Origin of the sequence: Streptomyces hamibioticus (assembly GCF_047946815.1) — a bacterium.
Lineage (GTDB): Bacteria > Actinomycetota > Actinomycetes > Streptomycetales > Streptomycetaceae > Streptomyces.
Window position 1 is genome coordinate 6,788,660 of the sequence record NZ_JBKKQY010000001.1, and the last position, 26,030, is coordinate 6,814,689.

Below are 26,030 nucleotides of genomic sequence, written 5' to 3' on the forward strand. Positions count from 1 at the left end.
CGCGCGGTGACCCCCTGTCAGCTCTTCGTGCAGGCCGAGCCGTTGAGGGCGAAGGAGGCGGGAGCCCCGTTGGGCCCGGCGGAGGAGCCGTTGAAGCCGAAGCTCACGGTGCCGCCGGCCGGAATCGTCTCCGTCCAGGACTCGTGGGTGGCCCGCACCTGGCCGCCCTGCTGGGTCGCCCGGGCGTTCCAGACCCGGTGCAGCTTCTGATCCCCGGGGAAGGCGAAGTCGAGCCGCCAGCCCTTCACGGCCGTCGTTCCGGTGTTGCGTACGGTCACGTCCGCGTTGAACCAGTCGCCCCAGTCGCCCCAGTCGCTGAGCCGGTAGCCGACCGCACAGCTTCCCCCGGGGGAACCGTCGCCCGGGCCGGAGGCGAAGACGCTGGCCTCGCGCGCGGTCTGCCGGATGCCGTCGGCGCCCTCGAAGATGCGCCGGCCCCAGTCGGTGAGCCGGGAGGCGTCGAAGCCGGTGGCCATGTCGAGGTATTCGACGCCGCCGCCGTTGCCGCTCCAGGACCAGCCCAGGTAACCGACGCCGAGCTGCCGGGTGGCGGCCAGGATCGCGTCCTCGTCCGGGTTGCCGTCGGAGTGGTCGTGGCCGAACTCGCCCACCACGATGGGCAGACGCCGTTCGATGAACCGGTTCAGATAGTCGGTCACCTCGGCCGCGGTGTCGAAGACGCCGTACATGTGGATCGAGAACACCGTGTTGCGGTCGGGGTCGGCGGCGAACACCCGGTCGGCGTTGTCCCGCATGGTGAAAGACCAGTCCTGGCCCCAGTTGGGCGCGTCGACCACGAGGGTGTGGCCGAATCCGGCGTCGCGCATGCGCACGATGGCGTTCCGCGTGTCCGAAGTCCATGCCGTGTAGCCGGTGTTGCCGTGCGGTTCGTTCCCGAGGTTGAGGACGACGTACTTCTCCTGGCCCAGGAGCGCGTCCTTGATGCTCACCCAGTAGTCCACGGCACGGGACAGCGGCACCGCCCCCGCCTGCTCGCCGTAGCCGGTGGTGTCGTGCGCCTCCAGGACGCAGACCAGGCGGTTCTGCTTGCACTGGGCGACGATCGCGGCGACGTCGGCGGCCTCGGTCCTGGTCCAGCGGTCTCCCGTGGCGAGGACCACGCGGACGGAGTTGGCGCCCAGCGCCTTGATGTCCTTCAGCGCCCGGGGCGTTCTCGTGGGGTACCAGGCATGGGCGTGGTTCACGCCGCGCATGACGAAGTCCTCGCCGTTGGCGTCCAGCAGGCGGCCGTCACCGACGCGGAAGCCGGATGCCGCCCGCGTCTCCGTCTGTGCGGGCGTCGTGTCCGCCTGTGCGCGGGACGTCTCCGCCTGTGCCGCGGACGGCGTGGCCAGTAGCGAGGTCGCGACGGCCAGCAACGCTCCCGCCGCGGTGGCCAGTCTTCTTCTCAATGCTGCTCCCAGGGTTGTCGCGGACGCGGACACGCAGACTCACCGGTCCCGGCCGTGACCGGGCGAGGAAAGGGAGGCTGCGAGCCGGAGGGGAACCCCGCTGCCCGGGCTTCGGTGTGCGGCTCGCACCGGGCAGCGGGACGTCGTACCGCCGAGGAGGACCGCTCCGTCATTCGCCTTGAGCAGGGCAGAAGCACTGCCCTGCTCAAGGGGAAGGCGGGTGGCGGTGAACGCCTCACTTCGGCGACTGGAAGTGAGGCTAGAAGGAGATGTGTGCGCAGACAACCATTCGAGCGAAACCGGTTAAGTTTAGCTGCGGTTCAGTTCCCGGAAGGAATGGCGGCGGTGGCACGGAAGAGCGTTCCCGGGCCCGAGACCCGGTTCCCCTCACCGGCCGGCGCGTAGCCGGACCGGCCCGCTTCGAGCGCCGTCTCCTCCCGGCGGCTGGCGAGGCGGATCCGGCCCTGTGTGCAGTCCAGGATCTGCGGGGCGTACCCGCGCAGTACGCGGGCACTGTGCAAAACCGGTTCAGTTCCACAGCATGGTGCGCCGTATCGTCGTCGACAGGACGCAGGCATCCTGTGGGTGACTTTCCTCCCTTCCTGCCCCATTTCGTCTTCGGCGCCGCCACGGCGGCGTACCAGATCGAGGGCGCGGCCCGAGAAGACGGCCGAGGCCCCTCCATCTGGGTCACGTTCGTGCGGCGCCCCGGAGCGGTGCTCGGCGGCGCCACGGTGATGTCGCATGCGACCACTACCACCCAGCGCAACCTCATCTGGACCGAGCCGCTGCTGAAGGGGCGGTACCCGGCCTCCGTCCGCGGCGCGCCGTACCGGGAGGCGGACCCGGATTCGCGCACGGCCGACGACAACCGCTTCGAGGGGGCCGGTCTTCCGGGGGCCCGGTGCACGGCCATGGCTGGCCGGTCGCTCCGCACACCCCGCACGACCTGCTCGTCTCCCTGCGGGACCGGTACGGGGACGCGTTGCGGCCGATCCGGATCGCCGAGAACGGCTCGGCCGGGGATGACGTACTGACGGCCGACGTGGCGGTGCGCGACGCCGAGCGGATCTCCTCCCTCGACGGCCACCTGAGGGCCGTGGCCCGCGCCATGGCGGACGGCGTCGCCGTACGCGGCCACTACGCCTGGTCCCTCCTCGACAACTTCGCATGGGCGTACGGCTACAACAAACGGTTCGGTCTCGTGCACGTATCGGCCGGGTGCTGTCCCCGGGCCCGGGTCCTGGGCCAACAACTGTTGCGTACCGAACCGTTGACAAAGTCGATACCTGGTAGAAACCTGTGCCCTCAGCATTGCAAGAAATCGACGATCTAACTCAACTTTCCGATGAGCGCTCTGGAAAAGAGGCGACGGGACCGTCGTCGGGCGCCGGGGAAGGGGATGAGAGGGCACATGAGACGAAGGCATCACGGCCGGCGGTGGTGCGCCGGCCTGGTGACGGCGGGGCTGCTGGCCGCAGGGCCGCTCCCGGTGACAGCGAACGCCGCGGCGGGCACGCCGGACGCCGCGGCTCAGGCGGCGAACCTGGCGCTCGGCAGACCGGTGACGGCCGGCGGAGCGCACAGCGGCTACCCGGCGGGCAACGTCACCGACGGCAGCCAGGCCTCCTACTGGGAAGGCCCCGCGGGCTCGTTCCCGCAGTGGGTGCAGATCGACCTCGGAAGCACGGCCGACGTCGACGAGGTGGTGCTCAAGCTCCCGGCGCAGTGGGAGGCGCGCACCGAGACCCTCAGCGTCCAGGGCAGCACCGACGGCAGGGACTTCACCGGTCTGGCCGACAGTGCCGAGCGCGCGTTCTCCCCCTCGTCCGGCAACACCGTGGTGGTGGACGCCACCGGCGAGGCGCGGTACGTACGCGTGCGGATCACCGGGAACACCGGCTGGAACGCCGCCCAGCTGTCCGAGGTGGAGGTCCGCGGCGAGGCCGGCGACCAGGGCCCCGGCGAACCTCCGCCGACGGGCACCAACCTGGCGCTGCGCAAGCCCATCGAGGCGTCGTCGCACACCCAGAACTACGTCGCGCCCAACGCCAACGACGGCAGCACCTCCACCTACTGGGAGGCGAGCGGCCAGTCCGCGGCGCTGACCGCGAAGCTCGGCGCCGACGCCGACCTGACCGGCGTCGTCGTCAGGCTGAACCCGGACCCGGCCTGGAGCAAGCGCACCCAGAGCATCCAGGTGCTGGGCCGCAAGGCCGCGGAGTCGGGCTTCACCTCGCTCACGGACCGGGCCGACTACGTGTTCAGCCCCTCGGAGAACAAGAACACTGTGACCATCCCGGTCTCCGGCCGGTACGCGGACGTACGCCTGCAGTTCTCCGGCAACACCGGCGCCCCCGGCGGACAGGTCGCCGAGTTCGAGGTCGTCGGCACGGCCGCCCCGGCCCCCGACCTGACCCTCACCGACCTGACCTGGTCACCCGCCTCCCCGTCCGAGGCGGACCCGGTCACCGTCGAGGCGACCGTCCGCAACGCCGGTACCGCCGCGTCGCCCGCGGCCACCGTGGACGTCAGCCTGGAAGGCACGGTCGCCGGCAGCGCCGAGGTCGGTGCGCTGGCCGCCGGCGCTTCGGCCAAGGTCCCGGTCGAGGTCGGCAAGCGGCCCACGGGCAGCTATACCGTCTCCGCCGTGGTCGACCCGTCCGGCAAGGTCACCGAGCTCGACGACAGCAACAACAGCCGCAACGCCGCCTCGAAGCTGGTCGTCGGCCGGGCCCCCGGACCGGACCTGGAAGTCACCGGCATCACCACCGACCCGGCCGCCCCGGCCGTCGGCGCCGAGGTCACCTTCACCGTCAAGGTGCACAACCGCGGCACCAGCGCGGTGCCCGCCGGATCCGTCACCCGCCTCACCGTCGGCGGCACCACCCTGAACGGCACCACGGACGGCATCCCGGCCGGCGGCACCGCCACCGTGGCCGTCAGCGGCAGCTGGACCGCCACCAGCGGCGGGGCCACGCTGACCGCGACGGCCGACGCCACCGACGTGGTCGAGGAGACCAACGAGGACAACAACACCTTCGCCCGCTCCCTCGTCGTCGGTCGCGGCGCGGCCGTGCCCTACGCCGAGTACGAGGCCGAGGACGGACGGCACAACGGCACCCTGCTCAAGGCCGATGCCAAGCGGACCTTCGGGCACACCAACTTCGCCACCGAGTCCTCCGGCCGCGAGTCGGTGCGCCTCGACTCCACCGGCGAGTATGTCGAGTTCACCTCCACGACGTCCACCAACTCGATCGTCGTGCGCAACTCCATACCGGACGCCCCGGGCGGCGGCGGCCAGGAGAAGACCATCAGCCTCTATGCGAACGGCGAGTTCGTGCGCAAGCTGACCCTGTCGTCCAAGCACAGCTGGCTCTACGGCAACACCGACGACCCCGAGGGCCTGACCAACCGACCCGGCGGCGACGCCCGGCGGCTGTTCGACGAGTCCCACGCGCTGCTCACCGACACCTACCCGGCGGGCACCACCTTCCGCCTCCAGCGCGACTCCGGCGACGACGCGGCCTTCTACATCATCGACCTGATCGACCTGGAGCAGGTCGCGCCGCCGGCCGCCAAGCCGGAGCAGTGCGCGTCCATCACCGCCTACGGCGCCGTCCCCAACGACGGCATCGACGACGCGGACGCCATTCAGCGCGCCGTCACCGCCGACCAGAAGGGCGAGATCCCCTGCGTCTGGATCCCGGCGGGCCAGTGGCGCCAGGAGAAGAAGATCCTGACCGACGACCCGCACAACCGCGGCCAGTACAACCAGGTCGGCATCCGCGACGTCACCGTCCGGGGCGCCGGCATGTGGCACTCCCAGCTGTACTCGCTCACCCCGCCGCACGAGGCCGGCGGCATCAACCACCCCCACGAGGGCAACTTCGGCTTCGACATCGACGACAACACCAGGATCTCCGACATCGCCATCTTCGGCTCCGGCACCATCCGCGGCGGCGACGGCGGCCACGAGGGCGGCGTGGCCCTCAACGGACGCTTCGGCAAGGACACCAGGATCACCAACGTGTGGATCGAGCACGCCAACGTCGGTGCCTGGGTGGGCCGCGACTACACCAACATCCCCGAGCTGTGGGGACCCGGCGACGGGGTCGAGTTCAGCGGCGTACGGATCCGCAACACCTACGCCGACGGCGTCAACTTCGCCAACGGCACCCGCAACTCGACCGTCCACAACTCCTCCTTCCGCAACACCGGTGACGACGCCCTCGCGGTGTGGGCCAGCAAGTACGTGAAGGACACCTCGGCCGACATCGGCCACGACAACCACTTCCGCAACAACACCATCCAGCTGCCCTGGCGGGCCAACGGCGTGGCGATCTACGGCGGGTACGGCAACACGGTCGAGAACAGCCTGATCTCCGACACGATGAACTACCCCGGGATCATGCTCGCCACCGACCACGACCCGCTGCCCTTCTCCGGACGGACGCTGATCGCCAACAACGGGCTGTACCGCACGGGCGGCGCGTTCTGGGGCGAGGCGCAGGAGTTCGGCGCCATCACCCTGTTCGCCCAGGGCCACGACATCCCCGGCGTCACGATCCGCGACACGGACATCCGCGACTCGACCTACGACGGCATCCAGTTCAAGACGGGCGGCGGTGCCACGCCGGGCGTGCAGATCCAGAACGTGACCATCGACAAGTCCAACAACGGTTCCGGGATCCTCGCGATGGGCGGGGCCCGCGGCAGCGCGACCCTCACGGACGTCACCATCACCGACTCGGCGGAGGGAGACGTCGTGAAGGAGCCCGGGTCCCAGTTCGTCTTCCACGGTTCCGCGAACTGAGCACCACCGCACGAGGGTGCGCCGGCGCTCCGGACACCCCCACCGGTGCGCCGGCCGCGGTGGCGCACCGCGTCCGCCCATCCCACTGACCGGCCCCGCCGTCCGCGGCGGGGCCGAGATCGGGGACGTATGAGAACTGCGTGCGCGCCAGGGACGCGGCGGGCAACCAGTCCCCGAACAGCGACACCGTCACCCGCACCGCGGACGACCCGTAGGAGGCCGGCGGAAGGACCCGGGCAGACGACCTCGGCCGAAACGCGTAGCGCAAGCTCTTGCGGAGCTTGCGCTACGCTTGCGTTCATGACGCGACGACTTGCTCAGGTGGCGAAGAAGGTTGGGGTCAGCGAGGCCACGGTCAGCCGGGTCCTCAACGGCAAGCCCGGGGTCTCGGAGTCGACCCGGCAGTCGGTGCTGACGGCGCTGGACGTGCTGGGCTACGAGCGTCCGACGCAACTGCGCGGCGAGCGGGCCCGCCTGGTGGGCCTGGTGCTGCCGGAGCTGCAGAACCCGATCTTCCCGGCGTTCGCCGAGGTGATCGGCGGCGCGCTGGCGCAGCAGGGGCTGACCCCGGTGCTGTGCACCCAGACGAAGGGCGGCGTGTCGGAGGCGGACTACGTCGAGCTGCTGCTCCAGCAGCAGGTCTCCGGGGTCGTCTTCGCGGGAGGGCTGTTCGCGCAGGCGGACGCGCCGCACGAGCACTACCGGCTGCTCGCCGAGCGCCGCATCCCGGTGGTGCTGGTCAACGCCGCGATAGAGGGGCTCGACTTCCCGTGTGTGGCCTGCGACGACGCCGTGGCGACGGAGCAGTCCTGGCGCCATCTGGTGTCGCTGGGGCACGAGCGGATCGGGCTCGTGCTCGGCCCCGCGGACCACATCCCCTCCGGGCGCAGACTGCGGGCCGCCGCGCGGGCCGCCGGCGGCCGTCTGGACGACGCCTTCGTGGAGCGGTCGATGTTCTCCCTGGAGGGCGGCCAGGCAGCGGCGGCGCGCCTGCTGGAGCGCGGGGTGACGGGGATCGTGTGCGCCAGCGACCCGCTGGCCCTGGGGGCGGTGCGGGCCGCGCGCCGGCGCGGTCTGCGGGTGCCGGACGACGTGTCCGTGGTCGGTTACGACGACTCCGCGTTCATGACCTGCACCGAGCCCCCGCTGACCACGGTGCGCCAGCCGATCGAGGCGATGGGGCGCGCGGCGGTCGAGCTGCTGGCGTCCCAGATCCAGGGCAGCGACGTGCCGCACCGAGAGCTGCTGTTCGAGCCCGAGCTCGTCGTCCGCGCCTCCACCGCGCAGGCGGCCGGTCTGCGCGCGGTGATTCCCGCCTGACTGTCAAACAATTACGAAATCAGCGCGAGATATTGCGTTCACTTGTTCGCGGTGGTTGAGTGAGCGGCGCCCCACCAGGCATCGGCGGTGGGGCGCCTTCCACGTTCATGCCCGAAGGGGTCCACCCATGAGAAGTGCTCGGTTCCGCCGCGTCCGCAGTGCGGGCACCATGACCCTCGTCTCCGCGCTCACGCTCACCGCGCTGGCTGCCTGTGGCACGAGCAGCAGCGGCGACGAGTCCGGGGCCTCGAACGGCGGGTCCTCGGACCCCGCCGCTCCGCTGGACCCGAAGACGAAGGTCACCATCACCATCGACTGCATGCCCCCGGCGGCGAAGGCGGCCGAGCTGAAGGAGTGGAAGGAGGACGTCAAGGAGTTCCACAAGACGTACCCCAACGTCACCATCGAGGGCCACTCCACGCCCGGCCAGTGCCTGGAGCCCCCGCGGTTCACGGCCATGCTCAAGGCCAAGTCCCAGCCGGACGTGTTCTACACCTACTTCACCGACCTGCCGCAGGTGCTCGACCACGACGGCGCGCAGGACATCACCGCGTACGTCAACGACACCACCGTGCCGCTACTGGACGACATCGACCCGAACGTCCTCGGCACGCTCAAGCGGGACGGCAAGCTCTACGGCCTGCCCACCAGCAACTACACCATGGGCCTGCTGATCAACCGCAAGCTCTTCGAGCGGGCGGGCCTCGACCCCGACACCCCGCCGCAGACCTGGGAGGAGGTCCGCGCCGCGGCCAAGAAGATCGCCGGCCTCGGCGACGGCATCGCCGGCTTCGGCGAGTACAGCGCGGGCAACACCGGCGGCTGGCACTTCACCGCGCAGATGTACAGCATCGGCGGCGACATAGTCGACGACAGCGGCACGAAGGCGGCGTTCAACAACGAGAAGGGCAGGCAGGTCGCCGAGAACCTGCACGCCATGCGCTGGCAGGACGACAGCATGGGCAAGACGCAGCTGCTGAAGTGGGGTGACCTGCAGAAGCAGATCGCCACCGACAAGCTCGGCATGTTCCTCGCGGCGCCCGACGACATCACCTACATGGTCCAGCAGCTCGGGGCCGAGTACGAGAACTTCGGCATGGGGCCGATCCCCGGTGGTGAGCACACCCTCGCCGGCGGCAACAACTACATGATCAAAAAGGGCATCTCCGGCGACAAGATCAAGGCCGCGATCGCCTGGCTGAACTTCAAGAACCTCACGGTCGGCAAGGGGGAGTTCGACTGGGCGCGCAAGAAGGCCGACGGTCTGCCGGTCGGCATCCCGCAGCCCAACTTCTGGCAGGGCGAGACGAAGAAGAAGGACGACGCCGCACGCGTCGAGCACGCCACCATGCCGGTCGCCAACTTCAAGGCGTTCATGGACAACCCCGTCCCGGGCAAGGCCGAGCCGCCCAAGGCGCAGGAGATCTACAAGGTCCTGGACAACGTCATGTCCGGCATCCTCACCAACGAGGACGCCGACATCGACAAGCTGCTGGACACGGCCGAGAAGCAGGTCGACCAAGTCCTCGCCAACCAGTGACCGGACCCCGGCGGGGCCGGCCTCGCCGGGCCCCCGCCGGGCGCCGCTGCTCCGAGCGGCACGGACCCGACCCCCCCTCGCCGCGCGCGACAGCACCCCGGCAGACCAGCATCAAGGAGCGACGATGTCGGCCCCCAGCCTGACCCCGAGAAAGGCGGCCAGTCACCGCCGCACCCCGCCGCGCGCGGCGGACCCCGTGCCCCCCGGCGGACGCTTCACCCGGAGCCTGCGGCGCAACCTCACCGCCCACGGGTTCCTCATCGGCGCGGTGATCTGCTTCGCGACCTTCTCGTGGTACCCGATGGTCCGGGAGTTCTTCCTGGCCTTCCAGACCACGGCCGGCGGCGAGACCTCCTGGGTGGGGCTGGACAACTTCACCACCGTCTTCAACGACCCGGCGTTCTGGCAGGCCTGGCGCAACACCCTGCTCTTCACGGTCCTGGCGCTAATCCTCGGTTTCGCGGTGCCGTTCGTGGTCGCCGTCGTGATCAACGAGTTCCGGCACGGCAAGGGGTACCTGCGGCTGCTGGTCTACCTGCCCGTGATGCTCCCGCCGGTCGCCTCGGTGCTGCTGTTCAAATACCTCTACGACCCGGGATACGGGCTGCTCAACGAGATGACCGGGTTCTTCGGCATCCCGGAGCAGCAGTGGCTCCAGGACCCCGACACCTCGATGATCTCCGTCGTCATCGCCTCCACCTGGATGAACATGGGAGGCGCCGCCCTCATCTACCTCGCCGCGCTCCAGGGCATCCCCGGCGAACTGTACGAGGCCGCCGAGCTGGACGGCGCCGGTGTGCTCCGGAAGATCTGGCACGTCACGATCCCGCAGACGCGGCTCATCCTGTCGCTGATGCTGCTGATGCAGATCATCGCCACCATGCAGGTGTTCGTCGAACCCTTCCTGCTCACCGGCGGCGCCGACCCCGAGGGGTCGACCACGACGGTCGTCCACCTGATCTACCAGTACGCCTTCAACTTCAACGACTACGGCGCCGCGGCGGCCCTCGGCCTGCTCCTGCTCGTACTCCTCGCCGGTTTCTCGGCGGCGTACGTCAAACTCAGCCGCGCCGAGAACGAGTAGGACCGGGAGAGGCCCAGCATGTCCACACGCACGCTCATATCACCGGCCCAGCTCGCCCGGCCCCGGGGCAGGGCCGTCTACTGGCTGACGTTCGCCGTCGTCGTCGGGGGCTTCACCCTCGTGTTCCTCGGCCCCCTGTACTGGCTGGTCTCCAGCGGCTTCAAGGACGCCCAGGAGGTGATCCGGACCCCGCCGACCCTGGTCCCCGGTTCCTTCGAACCGGGCAACTACAGCCGGGCCTGGGAGGTCATGGACCTGGCCAAGCTGCTGTTCAACACCCTGTACTACGCGTTCGGGGCCCTGGCCTTCCAGCTCGTCCTCGACGTGGCCGCGGCCTACTCGCTCTCCAAGCTGCGCCCCGTCTTCGGCAAGGCCGTCCTCGGCATGATGCTGGCGACGCTGATGATCCCCGCGACCGTCCTCGTCGTCCCCCAGTACCTGACCGTGCTGGACGTTCCGATCGTCGAACGCAACCTGCTCAACACGCCCTGGGCCATCTGGCTCCCGTCGGTGGCGAACGCCTTCAACATCTTCCTGCTGAAGCGGTTCTTCGACTCGATCCCGAAGGAACTGCTGGACGCGGCGGCCATGGACGGCGCGAGCCCGATGCGCACGCTCCGGTCGGTGGTCCTGCCGATCTCCCGGCCGATCCTCGGCGTGGTCTCCATCTTCGCCGTCGTAGGCGTCTGGAAGGACTTCCTCTGGCCGATGCTCACCCTTCCGGACCCGGCCCTGCAAACCCTCAACGTCGGCATCTACTCGCTGTCCAACGGCGTCCCCGTGAACGTGCTGATCGCCGCGCTCACGATCGCCTCCCTGCCGACCCTGCTCATCTTCCTGATCTTCCAGCGCAACATCATGAGCGGCCTCACCGCCGGCGGGCTCAAGGGCTGACCCGTCACCGGACCGCGCGGACACTTCCCGCCCGGCCCGCGCCGACACCCCGTCACCTCACCGCCGTATCCCGAGCCTTCGCCGTCGGCACGTCCGACGCCCCGCCCTCCGTGCCGACGGCGAAGATCCACCCTGCCCGAAAGGACCGCACCGTGGCAGCCCCTCTCCCGCCCCGCACCGACAACTGGTGGCGCGACGCCGTCATCTACCAGGTGTACCCACGCAGCTTCGCCGACGGCGACGGCGACGGCACCGGGGACCTCGCGGGCGCCCGGGCGAGGCTGCCCCACCTCGCCGCCCTCGGTGTCGACGCCGTCTGGTTCACCCCCTGGTACGCCTCCCCGCTGGTCGACGGCGGGTACGACGTCGCCGACTACCGCACCGTCGACCCGGCCTTCGGCACCCTCGCCGAGGCCGAGAAGCTGATCGCCGAAGCCGCCGAGCTGGGCATCCGGGTCGTCGTCGACATCGTCCCCAACCACGTCTCCGACCGGCACCCGTGGTTCCGCGCCGCCCTGGCCGCCGGACCCGGCAGTCCGGAACGGGAGCGCTTCCACTTCCGGCCCGGCCGCGGAAGGAACGGCGAACTCCCGCCCAACGACTGGCCGTCACAGTTCTCGGGCGGCACCTGGAACCGGGTCCCGGACGGCGAGTGGTACCTGCACCTGTTCGCTCCCGAACAACCCGACCTCAACTGGGCGCACCCGGACGTGCGCCGCGAACACGAGGACATCCTGCGCTTCTGGTTCGACCGCGGCGTGGCGGGCGTCCGCATCGACTCCGCCGCACTGCTCGCCAAGGACCCGGCCCTCGCCGACTTCCGGGAGGGCGTCGACCCGCACCCGTACATCGACCGGGACGAGCTGCACGACATCTACCGCTCCTGGCGAGCGATCGCCGACGAGTACGGCGGCGTGTTCGTCGGTGAGGTCTGGCTGCCCGACGCCGAACGCTTCGCCCGCTACCTGCGACCCGACGAACTGCACACCGCCTTCAACTTCAACTACCTCACCTGCCCCTGGGAAGCCGATCGCCTGCGCCGCACCATCGACGCCACACTCGCCGAGCACGCACCCGTCGGCGCCCCCGCGACCTGGGTGCTCAGCAACCACGACGTGACCCGGACCGTCACCCGCTACGGGCGCAAGGAGACCGGCTTCGACTTCGCCGACAAGGCCTTCGGCACACCGACCGACCTCGCCCTCGGCACCCGCCGCGCACGCGCCGCCGCCCTGCTGACCCTCGCCCTGCCCGGCTCGGTCTACCTCTACCAGGGCGAGGAACTCGGGCTGCCCGAGGCGGACATCCCCCTGGACCGCATCCAGGACCCCATGCACTTCCGCTCCGGCGGCACCGACCCGGGACGAGACGGCTGCCGGGTGCCGCTGCCCTGGGCGGCCGGCGAACCGTGGTGCGGGTTCGGTTCGGCGTCCGAGCCCTGGCTGCCCCAGCCGGCGGACTGGGCCCGCTACGCCGTGGACGTTCAGCGCACGGACCCCGGTTCGATGCTTTCGCTGTACCGGGAGGCCCTGCTGCTGCGCCGGACCGGCGAGGGTTTCGGCGACGGCCCCATGACCTGGCTGCCCGCCGAGGAGGGAGTCCTGGCCTTCGGCCGGCCGCACGGCCTGCTGTGCGTGGTCAACCTGTCCGAAGAGGCCGTCGTCCTGCCGCCGCACGAGCGGACGCTGCTCTCCAGCGGCCCGCTCGACGCCGACGGCCGCCTGCCGCGGGACACGGCGGTGTGGCTGCGCGCCTGACCGCACGGCGTGGCACTCCCCGGCCGGAGGGCGGGCTCAGCTCGGCCGCGACCGGTACAGATCGCGGAGCAGCGCGATCTCGGCTCCGTGGTGCAGCACTTCCTGGTTGACCCACCACACGATGTCGAGGAAGAGGTCCTCGGCGGCGCTGCCGTGCGGGTAGGTGCAGTACCCGATGGTGTCGAGCGCGGTGTCGTCGGCACCCTCCAGGGCAGCCCGCCAGGCGGTCGCGCCCTCCTCGAAGGCGGCGACCGCCTCCGCGGCGGTGCCGCGGCTGCGGTAGTCGTCGCGGGTCAGCCGGTGCTCGCCGGCCGTGTGGTCGGCGCTGAGCGTCAGCAGCTCGGCGAGGTGGCTCAGCCGCCAGGCGAGGGTGGTGAAGGGCGGCGGCGACGGGTGCGGGTACGGCGCGCCGTCGCGGCCCCACTCGCCGGTGCCCGCCAGGGTCGTCGCCCGCGGCCCCGGGCCGTCCGCGCGGCGGCGCACCGACCAGCAGCCGGGCACCGGCTCCCAGAGGTACTCCTCGTCCGACAGCGGACCGACCCTGGTCTCCGCGCCGTCGCCACTGTCCATGACGGGGCCCGCGAGCCGCCCGACCAGGCGCTCGCAGGCGAAGTCGAACTGCTCCAGCAGCGGGGCGAGGCGGGGTGGCGTCGTCACGGGGCACTCCTGGGAAAGACCGGCGGCGGCCCGCCAGCCTGGCACAGCCGGGCCCCGGACGCACGCGATATACCGGCCGCGCCGAGTGTACGTTCGTACGCTTCAGGTGTACGTTCGTACGCTTGGTGCCGACCGACCCCTTCGCGCAGGACCCGCGCTCGGACCTGGAGCCCGGCCGATCACCATCGGGAACAACGTGTGGCTCGGCGGCGGCGCCATCGTGCTGCCCGGCGTCACCATCGGGGACAACTCGGTGATCGGCACGGGTGCGGTGGTCACCAAGGACGTGCCCGCCGACGTCGTGGCCGTGGGCAACCCGGCCCGGCCGGTCCGCGGGCTGTGAGCCCACCGCCATGGCCACCGGACGCACCGACCCGCAGCGCCGCGAGCGCATCCTCGCGGCCACCTTGGACCTGATCGCCGAGGAAGGCGTCGCCGGCGTCTCCCACCGGAAGATCGCCTCCCGTGCCGCGGTCCCGCTCGGGTCGATGACGTACCACTTCGACGGCATCGACGACCTGCTCCGGGAGGCGTTCGCCCGGTTCACCGACCACATCGTCGCCGTCTTCGACGCGCATCTGGCCGGCCCGGCCGGCCCGACGAGGCGAGGGAGGCGGTCACCGGCCTGGTCCACGCCCTCTCGGACGGGCGGCAGCGGGACCTGTTGCTGACCCAGGAGCTGTACACCCTCGCGGCCCGCCGGCCCGCCTACCGGCAACTCACCCAGGAGTGGATGCGGCGCAGCCGGGTCCATCTGGAGAAGCACTTCGACCCGGACACGGCCCGCCAGCTCGACGCCCTGATGGAGGGGCTGACCCTGCACCGCGCCCTGGCCCGCGAGCCGCACGGGCGGGCCCTGACCGCCGAGGCCGTCGCCCGGATCGCCGGGGCCGGCCGGACGGCCCACTAGCCGCCCGTGCGGCACGGACCTGACCGCCGTGCCGCACGGGCTCTCGCCGAAGCGGGCGTCAGACCGCCGGCGCCGGGTACGTCGGGTACTCCACGCCCGAGACCTGCTGCACGACGCGGACGACCTGGCAGGAGTAGCCGAACTCGTTGTCGTACCAGAGGTAGAGGATCGCGTTGTCGCCCTCGACCTTGGTCGCGCCGGCGTCGACGATCGAGGCGTGGCGCGAGCCGATGAAGTCGCTGGAGACCGCGTCGGGGGCGCTGATGAAGTCGATCTGGCGCTTCAGCGGCGAGGTCAGCGACACCTCGCGGAGGTGGTCGAGGACCTCCTCGCGGGTGGTCTCGCGGGCCAGCTGGAGGTTGAGGATCGCGATCGAGACGTCCGGCACGGGGACCCGGATCGAGCTGCCGGTGATCTTCGCCTTCAGCTCCGGCAGGGCCTTGGCCACGGCGGAGGCGGCACCGGTCTCGGTGATGACCATGTTGAGCGGCGCCGAACGGCCGCGTCGGTCGGCCTTGTGGTAGTTGTCCAGCAGGTTCTGGTCGTTGGTGAACGAGTGGACCGTCTCCACGTGGCCGCGCAGCACGCCGTACTCGTCGTCCATCGCCTTCAGCGGCGGCACGATCGCGTTGGTGGTGCAGGACGCGCAGGACAGGATCTTCTCGCCCGGCTTGATCGTGTCGTGGTTGACGCCGTGCACGATGTTGGGGACGTCGCCCTTGCCCGGCGCGGTCAGCACGACCTTGTCGATGCCGGGGCGCAGGTGCTTGGACAGGCCCTCGCGGTCGCGCCACTTGCCGGTGTTGTCGATGAGGATGGCGTTCTTGATGCCGTACGCCGTGTAGTCGACCTGCGTCGGGTCGTCGGCGTAGATCACCTTGATGATGTTGCCGTTGGCGATGATCGTGCTGTTCGCCTCGTCGACCGTGATGGTGCCCTGGAACTGGCCGTGGATGGAGTCGCGGCGCAGCAGCGAGGCGCGCTTGACGATGTCCTGCTCCCCGCCTCCGCGGACGACGATCGCGCGCAGCCGCAGTCCGTTGCCGGAGCCGGCCTTCTCGATCAGCAGGCGGGCGACGAGCCGGCCGATGCGGCCGAAGCCGTAGAGCACGACGTCGCGCGGCTCCCGGCGGTCGATCTTGTCGGCGCCCGTGGCGCCGGCGACGGCCTCGGCGGTGAACTCCGCGACCGACAGGCCCCGGTCGTCGTCCTTGTAGGTCGCGGCGAGCATGCCGATGTCGATCTGGGACGGGCCCAGGTCGAGCGTGGTCAGGGCCTGCAGGAAGGGCAGCGTCTCCGTGACCGAGAGCTCCGCGCCGGCGATCTGCCGGGCGAACCGGTGGGTCTTCAGGATGCTGACCACTGACTTGTTCACCAAGGAGCGGCTGTGCAGCAGGACCGTGACGTCCCGCTCCCGGTGCAGCTTCCCGATCATCGGGATCATCGATTCCGCGATCTCCTCGCGGTTCTTCCAGTTGGTGAACGAGTCGTCGTTGACAGTCACAGTTCGCATCTTTCGAGCTAGGCGGCGCTCATATGTTAACCACATCGTCGAAGTGATCGATCAAGGGGGGTGTGCACAGGGGTGCGCATGGGAGGTGTGCATGGGAGGTGTGCATCGCGCGTTCCCCGAGGGGACTCCCGACGCGGTGCCCGCCGCCGGCGACGAGACGGGCGCGCGCAGCGCCCCGGGGATGGGGCGGATCAGCGGGCGCCGCTCCAGTTGTGGGCGACGTCCACCACGACGCGGCCGTCCAGCGCCAGCACGCGGAACGGCAGCCGGGCCCGGACGCCGAGTCCGAGCTGTGTCTCACCCTCGAAGCTGCCGGCGAACCGGGTGTCCCGGAAGGTGCGGTAGCCGGTGAGGTCCACGCCCGGCAGGGGCTTGCCGACCCGTCCCGGATACGTGGGCGTACCGGTCTCCGGCCGGTAGGCGGGCGCCCCCACCCGGATCTCCAGCACCGCCCCGCCGCCGACCGTGATGGGACGGCCCGAGCCGGCCTGGTGCAGGCGGTCGACATACCCGACGGTGTAGCCGAGCCGGCCGGCCTTCGAGCCGGGGACGTCGACGACCATCCGGTCGAAGCACGCGTGACGGCCGGTGCGCACGTTCTTCACCGGCTCCGTGGTGCGTGTGGTGCGGATCTCGGCGCCACTGCCCCAACCGGTGGGGCAGGCCGTGGACGGAGCGGCGGCGGCCGCGGTGGCCCGCGGGGCGGCGTCGGCCGCGACCGTGGCCGTCCCCAGGGCAGCGCTCGTCAGGACCACGGTCACCCAAGCTGTTCTGCTTCGTCGCATTGTGTCCCCCCTGGGTCCACATGTTCTGTTATTGAATGAGACATACGAATTGGCCGGAAGGTTGCAGCAGCCGGGTCGACCGAATCCCCGGGGCAGGCCGACGTCCTTGAGGGCGTCCCCTTCCGGGTACCGCACGACGCCCGGTACTCACCTCACGTCGGCCCGACCGGATCCGTCCGCATCCGACGCTTTCCTGCCGTCGGCCGACCGAACAGGATTGCTCAGGCGACGGCCGGGTACGCGAGGACGGACCGACCCGCGCCGATCACGCCCGGGCGGGCCGCACGACCGCCGCTATTCAGGGAACCGCCATGGAGACACCCGCGAACGACAACACCACCACGCCCGCCCAGCGGGCGCTGGACGCGCTGGCCGAGAACACCGAGAACACGGCGGCGCTGGACACGCTGGCGAGCAGTGACGTGCTCGTTCCGGTACCGGACGACGCGAGCGACGAGGACGCCGCCAACCCCGAGACGCTGGCCCTGCCGGTGCTGGAGCAGTCGGGCGGCGGACAGGTGGTGCCCGTGTTCACCTCGGAGGTGGAGATGGCCGACCTGCTGCCGTTCGTCTCCCGCTACCGCATGGTGCCGCTGGGCGCTCTCGCCGCACAGTGGCCCGCCGACGATCTGTCGCTGTCCATCGACGCCGGATCCGAGCACCGGCTCACGCTCACCTCGGAGGGTGTGCGCACTCTGCTGGCCCGTCAGTAGGGCCGACGGCCCCCGGGGGGGGCGGCTCCGGAAAACGGGCGGCGGCGTCAGCCGTCGCCCAGCATCCGCTCCAGCGCGGCCCGCTGCAGCGGCAGCACGCGGGCGTGCAGGTCGCGGCCCTTGCCGGTCAGCGCCACGTACACGCCACGCCGGTCCTCGGCGCACACGGACCGCTCCACGAGCCCGTCCCGTTCCAGCCGGGCGATGAGGCGGGACAGCGCGCTCTGGCTCAGGTGGACCCGCCCGACCAGGTTCTGCACCCGGCAGTGGTCCGCCTCCTCGGGGGCCGCCGACGCCAGGATGTCGAGCACCTCGAAGTCGCTGGCGCCCAGGCCGTGAGGATGCAGCTCACGGTCTATCTCGCACATCGTGCGCGCGTGCACCGCGAGGATCTCCCGCCACCGCTCCTCGAGTCGTGCACCGGCCGTCGTGGCCGCCATACCTGCCATACCTGCACGGTAACACCGCGCCGGGCATTGGTTGCCTGTGCAACTAGAACGGCGGGTGCCGTGACCGGCGGGCCGCGCGGACGACCGGGGCCGTCACGTCGACCCCCACCGTCACGCGCCCCCCGCCGTCACGTCGGCCGCGGACGTCATGTCGACCGCCGCTTCACCAGCTCCGTCGGCAGGATCACCGCCGCCGGGTCGTCACCGCCGATCTGCGCCAGCAGCACCCGCACCATCTCGGAGCTGATCCGGTCCCAGGGCTGCCGGATGGTGGTCAGCTCGGGGCTGGCGGCCACGGCGGCGGGCGAGTCGTCGAAACCGCCGACCGCCACGTCCTGCGGCACCCGCCGGCCCGCCCGCCGCAACGCCGTCAGCACGCCCTGTGCCATCAGGTCGGACGCGACGAACACGGCGTCCATGTCCGGGGCCCGGGCCAGCAGCCGCTCCGCGCCGGCCTCGCCGCTCGCCCGGCTGTAGTCGCCGGAGACCACCAGCCGCTCGTCGACCTCGATGCCCGCCTCGGTGAGCACCTCCCGGTACCCGGCGAGCCGCTCGACGCCGCCCGGGGTGTCCGAGGGACCGGTGACCATGCCCACCCGGCGCCGCCCCAGCGACAGCAGGTGGCGCACCATGTCCCGGGCGCCGTCCCGGTCGTCCGCCGCCACGTAGCTCACCTTGGAGCCCAGCCCGAGCGGCTTGCCGCACGCCACCAGCGGCACGCCGGCCGCGCGCAGTTCCTCGGCGACCGGGTCCCCGGAGTGGCTGGAGACCAGCAGCACCCCGTCGACGTGGCCCGCGGTGATGTAGCGCGTGATGCGCCGCCGTTCGTCGTCCGTCCCGGCCAGCATCAGCAGCAGCGGGATGTCGTGGGCGGCCAGCGCCGAGGTGCAGCCGCGCAGCAGGACGTTGAAGTTGGGGTCCTCGAAGAACTGCTCCTGCGGCTCGGTGAGCAGGAAGCCGACCGAGTCGGAGCGGCCGGTGATCAGCGAGCGTGCGTGCCGGTTGACGACGTAGCCCGTCCTGCGGATCGCGGCGTCGACCGCCTCCCGCGCGGCCGGACTGACGTAGTGCCCGCCGTTGAGCACCCGCGAGACGGTGCCCCGCGAGACGCCCGCCTCACGGGCCACGTCGTGGATCGTCGGTGCCCGCCGCCGGCCCCCCGTGTTGCTCATGGTCATGACTTTACGGCTCCGGACAGCAGGTCGAGGCTCCAGAACCGCTGGATGACCAGGAACAGCGCGACCAGCGGGACGACCGCGAGGAACGCACCCGTGATCACCAGCGTGTACAGCGCGGGCGTGTTGGCCCCCTGTTCGAGCAGGGTGTACAGGCCGAGCGTGATCGGGAACCGCTCGTCGTCGCTGAGCATGATGTACGGCAGCAGGAAGTTGTTCCACACGGCCACGAACTGGAACAGGAAGACCGTCACCAGCCCCGGCACCATCATCGGCAGCGCGACGCGGGTGAAGATCCGCCACTCGCCGGCCCCGTCCGTCCGGCCGGCCTCCACGACGTCGGCGGGCACGGCCGCCGCGGCGTAGATCCGCGCCAGGTACACGCCGTACGGGGAGAGGATCTGGGGGAGCAGCACCGACAGGTACGAGTCCGTCAGCCCGGCCTCGGCCAGCAGCAGGTACTGCGGCACGGCGAGGATCACCGGCGGCATCAGCACCCCCGCCAGCAGCACGTTGAACAGCGTCTCCCGGCCGCGGAAGCGGTAGACGGCCAGCGCGTAGCCGCTCACCGCCGACACGGCGGTGGACAGCAGCGCGCCCAGACCGGCGTAGAGCGCCGAGTTGGCCATCCACCGCCAGTACACGCCGTCGCGGTAGGCGCTGAGGTCCGCGACGTTGTCGGTGAACCCGGTGCCCGGCAGGAAGGTGAAGGTCGAGAACAGCTCCCGGCCGGACTTGGTGGACGCGATCACCACCCACGCCACCGGCAGCAGGCAGTACACCGCGCCGAGCAGCAGCGTGAGCGTCGGGACCAGCGCGGCCCGGCGGCGCGGCGGTCCCTGGGCGGTGCCGGGGGTGGTGCCCGCCGCAGGGCGGGACCCGCGGACGGCGAGCGTGCTCATCGGGCTGCCTCCTGCTTGGTACGGCGGTTCGCGGCGCGCAGGAAGCCGAAGGAGAGCAGCAGGGTGGCCAGCGCGATGATGGTCGCCTGCGCGGCGGCCGCGTGGATGTCCCCGTTGCCGAAGGCGTCCTGATACACCTTCATCAGCGGACTCCAGGTGGTGGACACCGAGTTGGTGAGCGGCTTGAGCGTGGTCGGCTCGTTGAAGACCTGGAGGGTGGCGATGATCGAGAAGAAGAAGGTCAGCACCAGCGAGGGCGCCACCATCGGGATCTTGATCCGGAGCGCGATCTGCAGCGGTGTCGCGCCGTCCAGCTTCGCCGCCTCGTACACCTCCGCCGGGATGGCCCGCAGCGAGGTGTAGATGACGATCATGTTGAATCCGGTGCCGCCCCACACCGCGATGTTCGACAGCGCGAGGTACAGCGGACCGCCGTCCAGCAGGTCCGGCTGCGGCAGCCCCAGCCTGCCGAGCACGAAGGAGAAGGGGCTGACGTCCGGCAGGTAGAGGAAGCCCCACAGCAGGGCGGCCACGACACCGGGGATGGCGTACGGCAGGAAGATCGCGAGCCGGGTGACGGGGGTGAGGCGGACCCGCTCCGCGTCGAGCATCAGCGCGAACAGCAGGGCCAGGCCCAGCATCACGGGGACGACGATGCAGCCGTAGCCGAGCACGCGCAGCGCCCCGGCCAGCAGTTCGCCGTCGGTGAGGGCGTCCGTGTAGTTGCGCAGGCCCGCCCAGGCCTCGGTGCGGGCCCCGGCGCCCAGGCCCAGCCCGGACACCTCCACCTTGCGGAAGCTGAGCCAGACCGCGTAGCCGATGGGCAGGGCGAAGAACAGCAGGAACAGGACCGTGGCGGGGAGGAGGAAACCGTACGGGGCGCCCTTCACCCCGTACGGCCTCCGGCGTGCCGTCGTGCTGCTCATTCAGCGACCTCGAAGCCCTGCTTCTTCAGGTCGGCGACCGTGTCCCGCTGCATGGTCCGCAGGGCGGCGGTGAAGTCCGACTTGTTCTTGGCGGCGGCGCCGAACGCGTCCTTGAACGTCGTGTAGGCGACGTTGACGTTCGGGCCCCAGGCGGACGGCGCCGTGGTCTTCGCGATCTCGGCGGCCCGGGTGTAGAAGTCCGGCTGGTTCGAGAAGAACTCCGGCGGCTCGGCGAACGCGCCGCTGAGCTGGGCGGAGGTGGCGGCGGGGTAGATGCCGCCCTCCTTGGCCAGGGCGTTGAGGGCGGCCTCGTCGGTGTTCAGCCACGCGGCGAACTCGGCCGCGGCCTCCTTGTGCTCGGAGTCGGTGGTCACACCGGTGGAGGAGCCGCCCCAGCTGCCGGTGCGGTTCTCGCCGGCGGACCACTGGGGGAGCGGGGCCATGGCCCACTTGCCCTTGGTCCCGGGCGCGGCCGTGGTCAGTGTGCCCGGGGCCCACACGGCGCTGACCCAGGCGATCTGCTTGCCGGTGTCGAGCGCCTTGTTCCAGGCCGGGGTGTACATCGGCTGGTTGTCGACGACCCCCTCCTTGACCAGGCCGCCCCAGAACTCGGCCACCTTGCGCGTCGCCGCGTCGTCGATTCCGACCTTCCACTTCTGGCCCTCGGTCGTCCACCACCGCGCGCCGGCCTGCTGGGCGAGGCCCGCGAAGAGGCCGGAGTCGTTGGCGGAGAAGGTGGTGAGGTCCTTCCCGGGGGCCTTCTTCTTCAGCGCGCGGGCGGTCTCGGCGAACTCGTCCCAGGTGGTGGGCACTTCGAGGCCGTATTCCTCGAACAGGTCCTCGCGGTAGTAGAACATCATCGGCCCGATGTCCTGCGGCACCGCGTAGACCGCGTCCGTGCCCAGCGTGGTCTGCTGCCACACGCCCTCGGCGAACTTTCCCCGCACGTCACCGACCGCGCCGGATATGTCGGCGAGCGCGTCATTGCTGACCAGGGTCGGCAGCGCCTGGTACTCGGCCTGGACCAGGTCGGGCGCCTGGCCCGCCTTGTGCGCGGTGAGGATCTTGGTGACCAGCGTGTCGCCGGACGCCTGCTTCTTCACCGTGACGGTGATCTGCTCCTTCTTCCCCGGCCCCTCGTTCCACAGGTCGACGACCTTGTCCATGCCGGGCGTCCACGTCCAGTACGTCAACGAGACCGGCCCCGACCGGGCGTCGCCGCCGTCCTCGGACGAGCCGCAGGCGGTGAGTGCGGTGGCGCCGAGCGCGACCGCGACGGCGGATGTCACGAGGCGTCGGCGCTTCGTGTGCGGCATGGAACTCTCCCCTGACCTGGGCCCCCACCTGCTGCGGAGACCGGGATCGCTGTCTGTGAGCGTTCACAGTAGAGAAACGTTCCAGACACTTGTCAATGGTTGTTGCTGTGCGGTTATGTTGGGCTCGCCTCACCGAGGAAGTGTGTGCACGTTCCCAATCGATCGATCAATTCGGGAGAGATTCCATGCCGGAGACCACCCCCAGGGGCCTCACCGGGCTCGCCTTCGGCGGGGACTACAACCCCGAGCAGTGGCCGGAGGGCGTCTGGCAGGAGGACGTCCGGCTGATGCGGGAGGCCGGCGTCACGATGGTCAGCGTCGGGATCTTCTCCTGGTCCCTCCTGGAACTCGCCCCCGGGACCTACGACTTCGGCTGGCTCGACCGGCTGCTGGACCTGCTGCACGCGAGCGGCATCCGCGTCGACCTGGGCACGCCCACCGTGGTGCCGCCCGCCTGGTTCTACCGCTCCCACCCCGACGCCCTGCCCGTCACCGCCGAGGGCGTGCGCTACGAGTTCGGCTCCCGGGGCGCCATCTGCCACAGCAACGCCCACTACCGCGCCGCCGCCGCGAACATCACCACCCGGCTCGGCGAACGCTACGGTGCCCACCCGGCGCTCGCCCTGTGGCACGTCCACAACGAGTACGGCGTCCCGGTCTCGGCCTGCTACTGCGATTCCTGCGCCGCGCACTTCCGCCGCTGGCTGGCGACCACGTACGGCACCGTGGAGGCGGTCAACGAGGCCTGGGGAACCGCCTTCTGGGGCCAGCGGTACGCCGGCCTGGACCAGATCAACCCGCCCCGGCTCGCCCCCACCGTCGGCAACCCGGCCCAGGCGCTGGACTACAAGCGCTTCGCCGATGCCACCATGCGCGAGAACTTCGTCATGGAGCGGGACATCCTGCACCGGCTCTCCCCGGGCGTACCGGTCACCACCAACTTCATGACCGCGCTCAGCCAGTGCGACTCCGTCGACTACTGGGCCTGGGGCCGCGAGGTCGACCTCGTCACCAACGACCACTACCTGATCACCGACGGCCGCCGCACCCACGTCAACCTCGCCATGGCCGCCGACCTCACCCGCTCGGTGGCCGGCGGCACCCCCTGGCTGCTCCTGGAGCACTCCACCTCGGGCGTCAACTGGCAGCCCCGCAACCCCGCCAAGGCGCCCGGCCAGATGGCCCGCAACTCCCTCGCCCACGTGGCCCGCGGCTCCGAGGGCGCCATGTTCTTCCAGTGGCGCCAGTCCCGGCGCGGCGCCGAGAAGTTCCACTCCGCGATGGTGCCGCACGGCGGCACGGACACCCGGGTGTGGCGCGAGGTGGTCGAACTCGGCGCCTCCCTGGACTCCCTGGGTGCGGTCCGGGGCACCCGCACCCGGGCCGACGCCGCGCTGCTGTGGGACTGGCACTCCTGGTGGGCGCAGTCCCTCCAGTGGCGCCCCAGTGAGGACCACGACGCGCGGGAACGCGCCGACGCCTTCTACGAAGCCCTCTACGACCGCCACCTCACGGTCGACTTCGCCCACCCCGAGACCGACCTGACGGGGTACGCCCTCGTCGTCGTGCCCGCCCTGTACCTGATGACCGAGGCGGCGGGAGACAACCTCCGGAGGTACGTCGAGCGGGGCGGCACGCTCGTCGTGTCGTACTTCTCCGGCATCGTCGACGAGCACGACGCCGTCCACGAGGGCGCCCATCCCGGCCCCCTGCGGGACGTGCTGGGCCTGACGGTCGAGGAGTTCTCCCCCCTGCTGGCGGGGGAGACGGTCCGGGTCACCGGCCCGGACGGCGGCGAACTCACCGCCGACGTGTGGACCGAGTTCGTCGTGCCGCGCGGTGCCGAGCCGGTGTGGACGTACGCCGACGGCCTGACCGCGGGCCGGCCCGCCGTCACCCGGCACCGCCTCGGCGAGGGCACCGCCTGGTACGTCTCCACCCGCCTGACGGCCGAGGGCCTGGACGCGGTCCTCGGCCCCGCGGCGGAGGACGCCCGCATCGCCCCGCGCGCGGACCTGCCCCGGGACGTCGAGGTGGTGCGCCGCAGCGGCGCGTCCGGCACCTTCCTGTTCGCGATCAACCACACGGCGTCGGACACCAAGGTGGCCCTGGACGCCCCCGGCACCGAACTGCTGACCGGCGAACGCGCCGCGGGCCGCCTCGCGGTCCCGGCGGGCGCCGTACGGGTCGTGCGGCTCGACGGCTAGCCCCCGGGCCCCGACCGGCTCCGCCCACCCCATGCCGAAAGTCCGCCCATCCCCGCACGTCGAAGGGACGACGATGTTCCATCCCGGACGCACCCTCATCAGGGCCCTGCTGCTGCCGCTGGCGGCCGGGCTCTGCCTCACCGCCCTGCCCGCCCCGTCCGCCCACGCGGCGAGCACCCTCACCAACGGCGGCTTCGAAGCCGACGGCGGGGGAGCGGCGACGCCCGCCGGCTGGTCCGAGTACGGCTCGACCGGCGCCTCGTACACGGAGGCCGGCGGTCACGGCGGGAAGCACCGCCTGAGCCACTGGTCGCCCTCCGCCTACCGGGTCGAGACCTACCAGTACCTCTCCGGCCTGGCCAACGGCGCCTACCGGCTCACCGCCTGGGTCCGGTCCAGCGGCGGCCAGAACGCCGCCCACCTGGCCCTGAAGAACTGCGGCGGTGCGGAACGGCGCACCGATCTGCCGGTGTCCGCCAGTGGGTGGATCCGGATCGTCGTGCCCGTCAACGTGACCGCCGGTCAGTGCACCATCAGCGTCAACAGTGACGCCAACCCCGGCAACTGGATCAATGTCGACGACCTGACCTTCACGAAGGGGGCCTCACCCGGTCTGGCGATCAAGGGCGCCGACATATCGTCGCTCGCCAAGAGCGAGGCCAGGGGCGGGGTGTACCGGACCGGCTCCGGCACGACCGGCGACGCCCTCGGGATCCTGCGGTCCGCCGGCATGAACTACGCCCGGCTGAAGGTCTGGGTGGACCCGGCCGACGGCTACCACACCAAGGCACGGGTGCTGGCCATGGCCCAGCGGATCAAGGCCCGGGGCATGAAGCTGCTGGTCGACTTCCACTACTCGGACACCTGGGCCGACCCCGGCGCCCAGAGCAAGCCGGCCGCCTGGTCGGGGCACGGCTACGAGCAGCTCAAGAGGGACGTCCACCGCCACACCCACGACGTGCTCGACGCGCTCCGGGCGCAGGGCACCGCGGCGGACATGGTCCAGGTCGGCAACGAGATCAACAACGGCATGCTGTGGGACGAGGGCTCCACGGACGACTGGAGCCGGCTGTCCGGACTGATCAACAGTGGATACGACGCCGTCAAGGCGGTCAACGCGTCCACACCGGTGGTGCTGCACCTCGCCGAGGGCGGAGACCTGGCCGGCACCCGCTGGTGGTTCGACAACGCGGTGGCGCACGGTGTCCGGTTCGACGCGATCGGCCTGTCGTACTACGGCTACTGGCACGGCCCGCTGTCCGACTTCCAGACCACCCTGGACGACGCGGCCGCCCGCTACGGCAAGCCCGTCTTCGTCGCCGAGACGGCGTACCCGTTCCGCCTGGACAGCGAGGACGCGCACGAGAACATCATCGACACCGCCGCCGAGCTGGTCCCCGGCTGCCCGGCGACCGCGGCCGGGCAGACGGCGTGGATGACCACCGTCGCGGACATCGTGGAAGCCGTCCCGAACGGCCGCGGCCTCGGTGTCTTCTACTGGGAGGCCACCTGGACCGCGGTCGACGGCAACGGCTGGGACCCCGCCGACCCGGCCTCCGGCAACGGCTGGGAGAACCAGGCCCTGTTCGGGTACGACGACCGGCTGCTGCCGGCGACGGCCTGGTTCCGGCACCGCTGAGCCCGGGGCGGAGCC

19 protein-coding genes and 3 pseudogenes are annotated in these 26,030 nt (G+C 71.0%); 12 read left to right on the top strand and 10 right to left on the bottom strand.

The window, feature by feature from the left end:
- Window positions 1-17 precede the first annotated feature (17 nt).
- Together ACLGIH_RS30950 and ACLGIH_RS30955 are read right to left on the bottom strand one after the other, a co-directional pair.
- On the bottom strand, window positions 18-1,412 hold the full coding sequence (locus tag ACLGIH_RS30950; protein ID WP_416528585.1) for a cellulase family glycosylhydrolase: 1,395 nt from the start codon (window positions 1,410-1,412) through the stop codon (window positions 18-20).
- A gap of 320 nt (window positions 1,413-1,732) precedes the next feature.
- Window positions 1,733-1,933: a hypothetical protein gene (locus tag ACLGIH_RS30955; RefSeq protein WP_416528586.1), complete on the bottom strand. Its 201-nt coding sequence runs from the start codon at window positions 1,931-1,933 to the stop codon at window positions 1,733-1,735.
- Window positions 1,934-1,993: 60 nt separating this feature from the next.
- Between ACLGIH_RS30955 and ACLGIH_RS30960 the strand changes: the two are divergent.
- The 7 genes and pseudogenes from ACLGIH_RS30960 to ACLGIH_RS30990 form a co-directional block, all read left to right on the top strand.
- Window positions 1,994-2,625 (top strand): annotated as a pseudogene (locus ACLGIH_RS30960) (family 1 glycosylhydrolase); the annotation flags it as partial.
- 201 nt (window positions 2,626-2,826) lie between these two features.
- Window positions 2,827-6,228 (top strand): CARDB domain-containing protein, encoded by a 3,402-nt coding sequence (locus ACLGIH_RS30965; protein ID WP_416528587.1) that lies wholly within the window; start codon window positions 2,827-2,829, stop codon window positions 6,226-6,228.
- Window positions 6,229-6,528: 300 nt separating this feature from the next.
- Complete coding sequence (locus ACLGIH_RS30970; RefSeq protein WP_416528588.1) at window positions 6,529-7,548, top strand: LacI family DNA-binding transcriptional regulator; 1,020 nt, start codon at window positions 6,529-6,531, stop codon at window positions 7,546-7,548.
- A gap of 127 nt (window positions 7,549-7,675) precedes the next feature.
- A complete protein-coding gene (locus ACLGIH_RS30975) occupies window positions 7,676-9,088 on the top strand; it encodes an ABC transporter substrate-binding protein (RefSeq protein ID WP_416528589.1) in 1,413 nt (470 codons plus the stop codon).
- A gap of 124 nt (window positions 9,089-9,212) precedes the next feature.
- Window positions 9,213-10,172, top strand: a complete 960-nt coding sequence (locus ACLGIH_RS30980; RefSeq protein WP_416528590.1) for a carbohydrate ABC transporter permease — start codon at window positions 9,213-9,215, stop codon at window positions 10,170-10,172.
- Window positions 10,173-10,190: 18 nt separating this feature from the next.
- Complete coding sequence (locus ACLGIH_RS30985) at window positions 10,191-11,066, top strand: carbohydrate ABC transporter permease (RefSeq protein ID WP_416528591.1); 876 nt, start codon at window positions 10,191-10,193, stop codon at window positions 11,064-11,066.
- A gap of 152 nt (window positions 11,067-11,218) precedes the next feature.
- Window positions 11,219-12,823: a glycoside hydrolase family 13 protein gene (locus ACLGIH_RS30990; protein ID WP_416528592.1), complete on the top strand. Its 1,605-nt coding sequence runs from the start codon at window positions 11,219-11,221 to the stop codon at window positions 12,821-12,823.
- Between the two features lie 36 nt (window positions 12,824-12,859).
- Here the strand turns inward: ACLGIH_RS30990 and ACLGIH_RS30995 are convergent, their stop codons facing one another.
- On the bottom strand, window positions 12,860-13,480 hold the full coding sequence (locus ACLGIH_RS30995) for a DinB family protein (protein WP_416528593.1): 621 nt from the start codon (window positions 13,478-13,480) through the stop codon (window positions 12,860-12,862).
- A 166-nt stretch (window positions 13,481-13,646) separates the two neighbouring features.
- Between ACLGIH_RS30995 and ACLGIH_RS31000 the strand changes: the two are divergent.
- A pseudogene (locus ACLGIH_RS31000) lies at window positions 13,647-13,823 on the top strand (DapH/DapD/GlmU-related protein); the annotation flags it as partial.
- Window positions 13,824-13,833: 10 nt separating this feature from the next.
- Window positions 13,834-14,390: pseudogene (locus tag ACLGIH_RS31005) on the top strand (TetR/AcrR family transcriptional regulator).
- 58 nt (window positions 14,391-14,448) lie between these two features.
- On the opposite strand, the gene ACLGIH_RS31010 reads toward ACLGIH_RS31005, so the two are convergent.
- Together ACLGIH_RS31010 and ACLGIH_RS31015 are read right to left on the bottom strand one after the other, a co-directional pair.
- A complete protein-coding gene (locus tag ACLGIH_RS31010; protein WP_416529522.1) occupies window positions 14,449-15,894 on the bottom strand; it encodes a glyceraldehyde-3-phosphate dehydrogenase in 1,446 nt (481 codons plus the stop codon).
- A 200-nt stretch (window positions 15,895-16,094) separates the two neighbouring features.
- Window positions 16,095-16,688: an AMIN-like domain-containing (lipo)protein gene (locus tag ACLGIH_RS31015; protein ID WP_416528594.1), complete on the bottom strand. Its 594-nt coding sequence runs from the start codon at window positions 16,686-16,688 to the stop codon at window positions 16,095-16,097.
- Window positions 16,689-16,999: 311 nt separating this feature from the next.
- On the opposite strand from ACLGIH_RS31015, the gene ACLGIH_RS31020 reads away from it, so the two are divergent.
- Window positions 17,000-17,401, top strand: coding sequence for an SseB family protein (locus tag ACLGIH_RS31020; protein ID WP_416528595.1), 402 nt, complete (start codon window positions 17,000-17,002; stop codon window positions 17,399-17,401).
- A gap of 47 nt (window positions 17,402-17,448) precedes the next feature.
- Here ACLGIH_RS31020 and ACLGIH_RS31025 read toward each other — a convergent pair whose 3' ends face one another.
- The 5 genes from ACLGIH_RS31025 to ACLGIH_RS31045 all read right to left on the bottom strand — a co-directional run bounded on the left by ACLGIH_RS31025 (window position 17,449) and on the right by ACLGIH_RS31045 (window position 22,169).
- Window positions 17,449-17,841 (bottom strand): MarR family winged helix-turn-helix transcriptional regulator, encoded by a 393-nt coding sequence (locus ACLGIH_RS31025; RefSeq protein WP_416529523.1) that lies wholly within the window; start codon window positions 17,839-17,841, stop codon window positions 17,449-17,451.
- Window positions 17,842-17,996: 155 nt separating this feature from the next.
- Window positions 17,997-19,028, bottom strand: coding sequence for a LacI family DNA-binding transcriptional regulator (locus ACLGIH_RS31030; protein ID WP_416528596.1), 1,032 nt, complete (start codon window positions 19,026-19,028; stop codon window positions 17,997-17,999).
- Window positions 19,025-19,927, bottom strand: a complete 903-nt coding sequence (locus tag ACLGIH_RS31035) for a carbohydrate ABC transporter permease (RefSeq protein ID WP_416528597.1) — start codon at window positions 19,925-19,927, stop codon at window positions 19,025-19,027. Before ACLGIH_RS31035 ends, ACLGIH_RS31030 begins: the two co-directional genes overlap by 4 nt.
- Entirely contained in the window at window positions 19,924-20,853 is a 930-nt protein-coding gene (locus ACLGIH_RS31040; protein WP_416528598.1) for a carbohydrate ABC transporter permease, read from the bottom strand. Before ACLGIH_RS31040 ends, ACLGIH_RS31035 begins: the two co-directional genes overlap by 4 nt.
- Complete coding sequence (locus ACLGIH_RS31045) at window positions 20,850-22,169, bottom strand: ABC transporter substrate-binding protein (protein WP_416528599.1); 1,320 nt, start codon at window positions 22,167-22,169, stop codon at window positions 20,850-20,852. The genes ACLGIH_RS31040 and ACLGIH_RS31045 overlap by 4 nt, the downstream gene beginning before the upstream one ends.
- A gap of 185 nt (window positions 22,170-22,354) precedes the next feature.
- On the opposite strand from ACLGIH_RS31045, the gene ACLGIH_RS31050 reads away from it, so the two are divergent.
- Together ACLGIH_RS31050 and ACLGIH_RS31055 are read left to right on the top strand one after the other, a co-directional pair.
- Complete coding sequence (locus tag ACLGIH_RS31050; RefSeq protein WP_416528600.1) at window positions 22,355-24,376, top strand: beta-galactosidase; 2,022 nt, start codon at window positions 22,355-22,357, stop codon at window positions 24,374-24,376.
- A 73-nt stretch (window positions 24,377-24,449) separates the two neighbouring features.
- Window positions 24,450-26,015 (top strand): glycoside hydrolase family 53 protein, encoded by a 1,566-nt coding sequence (locus tag ACLGIH_RS31055; RefSeq protein ID WP_416528601.1) that lies wholly within the window; start codon window positions 24,450-24,452, stop codon window positions 26,013-26,015.
- Window positions 26,016-26,030 lie beyond the last annotated feature (15 nt).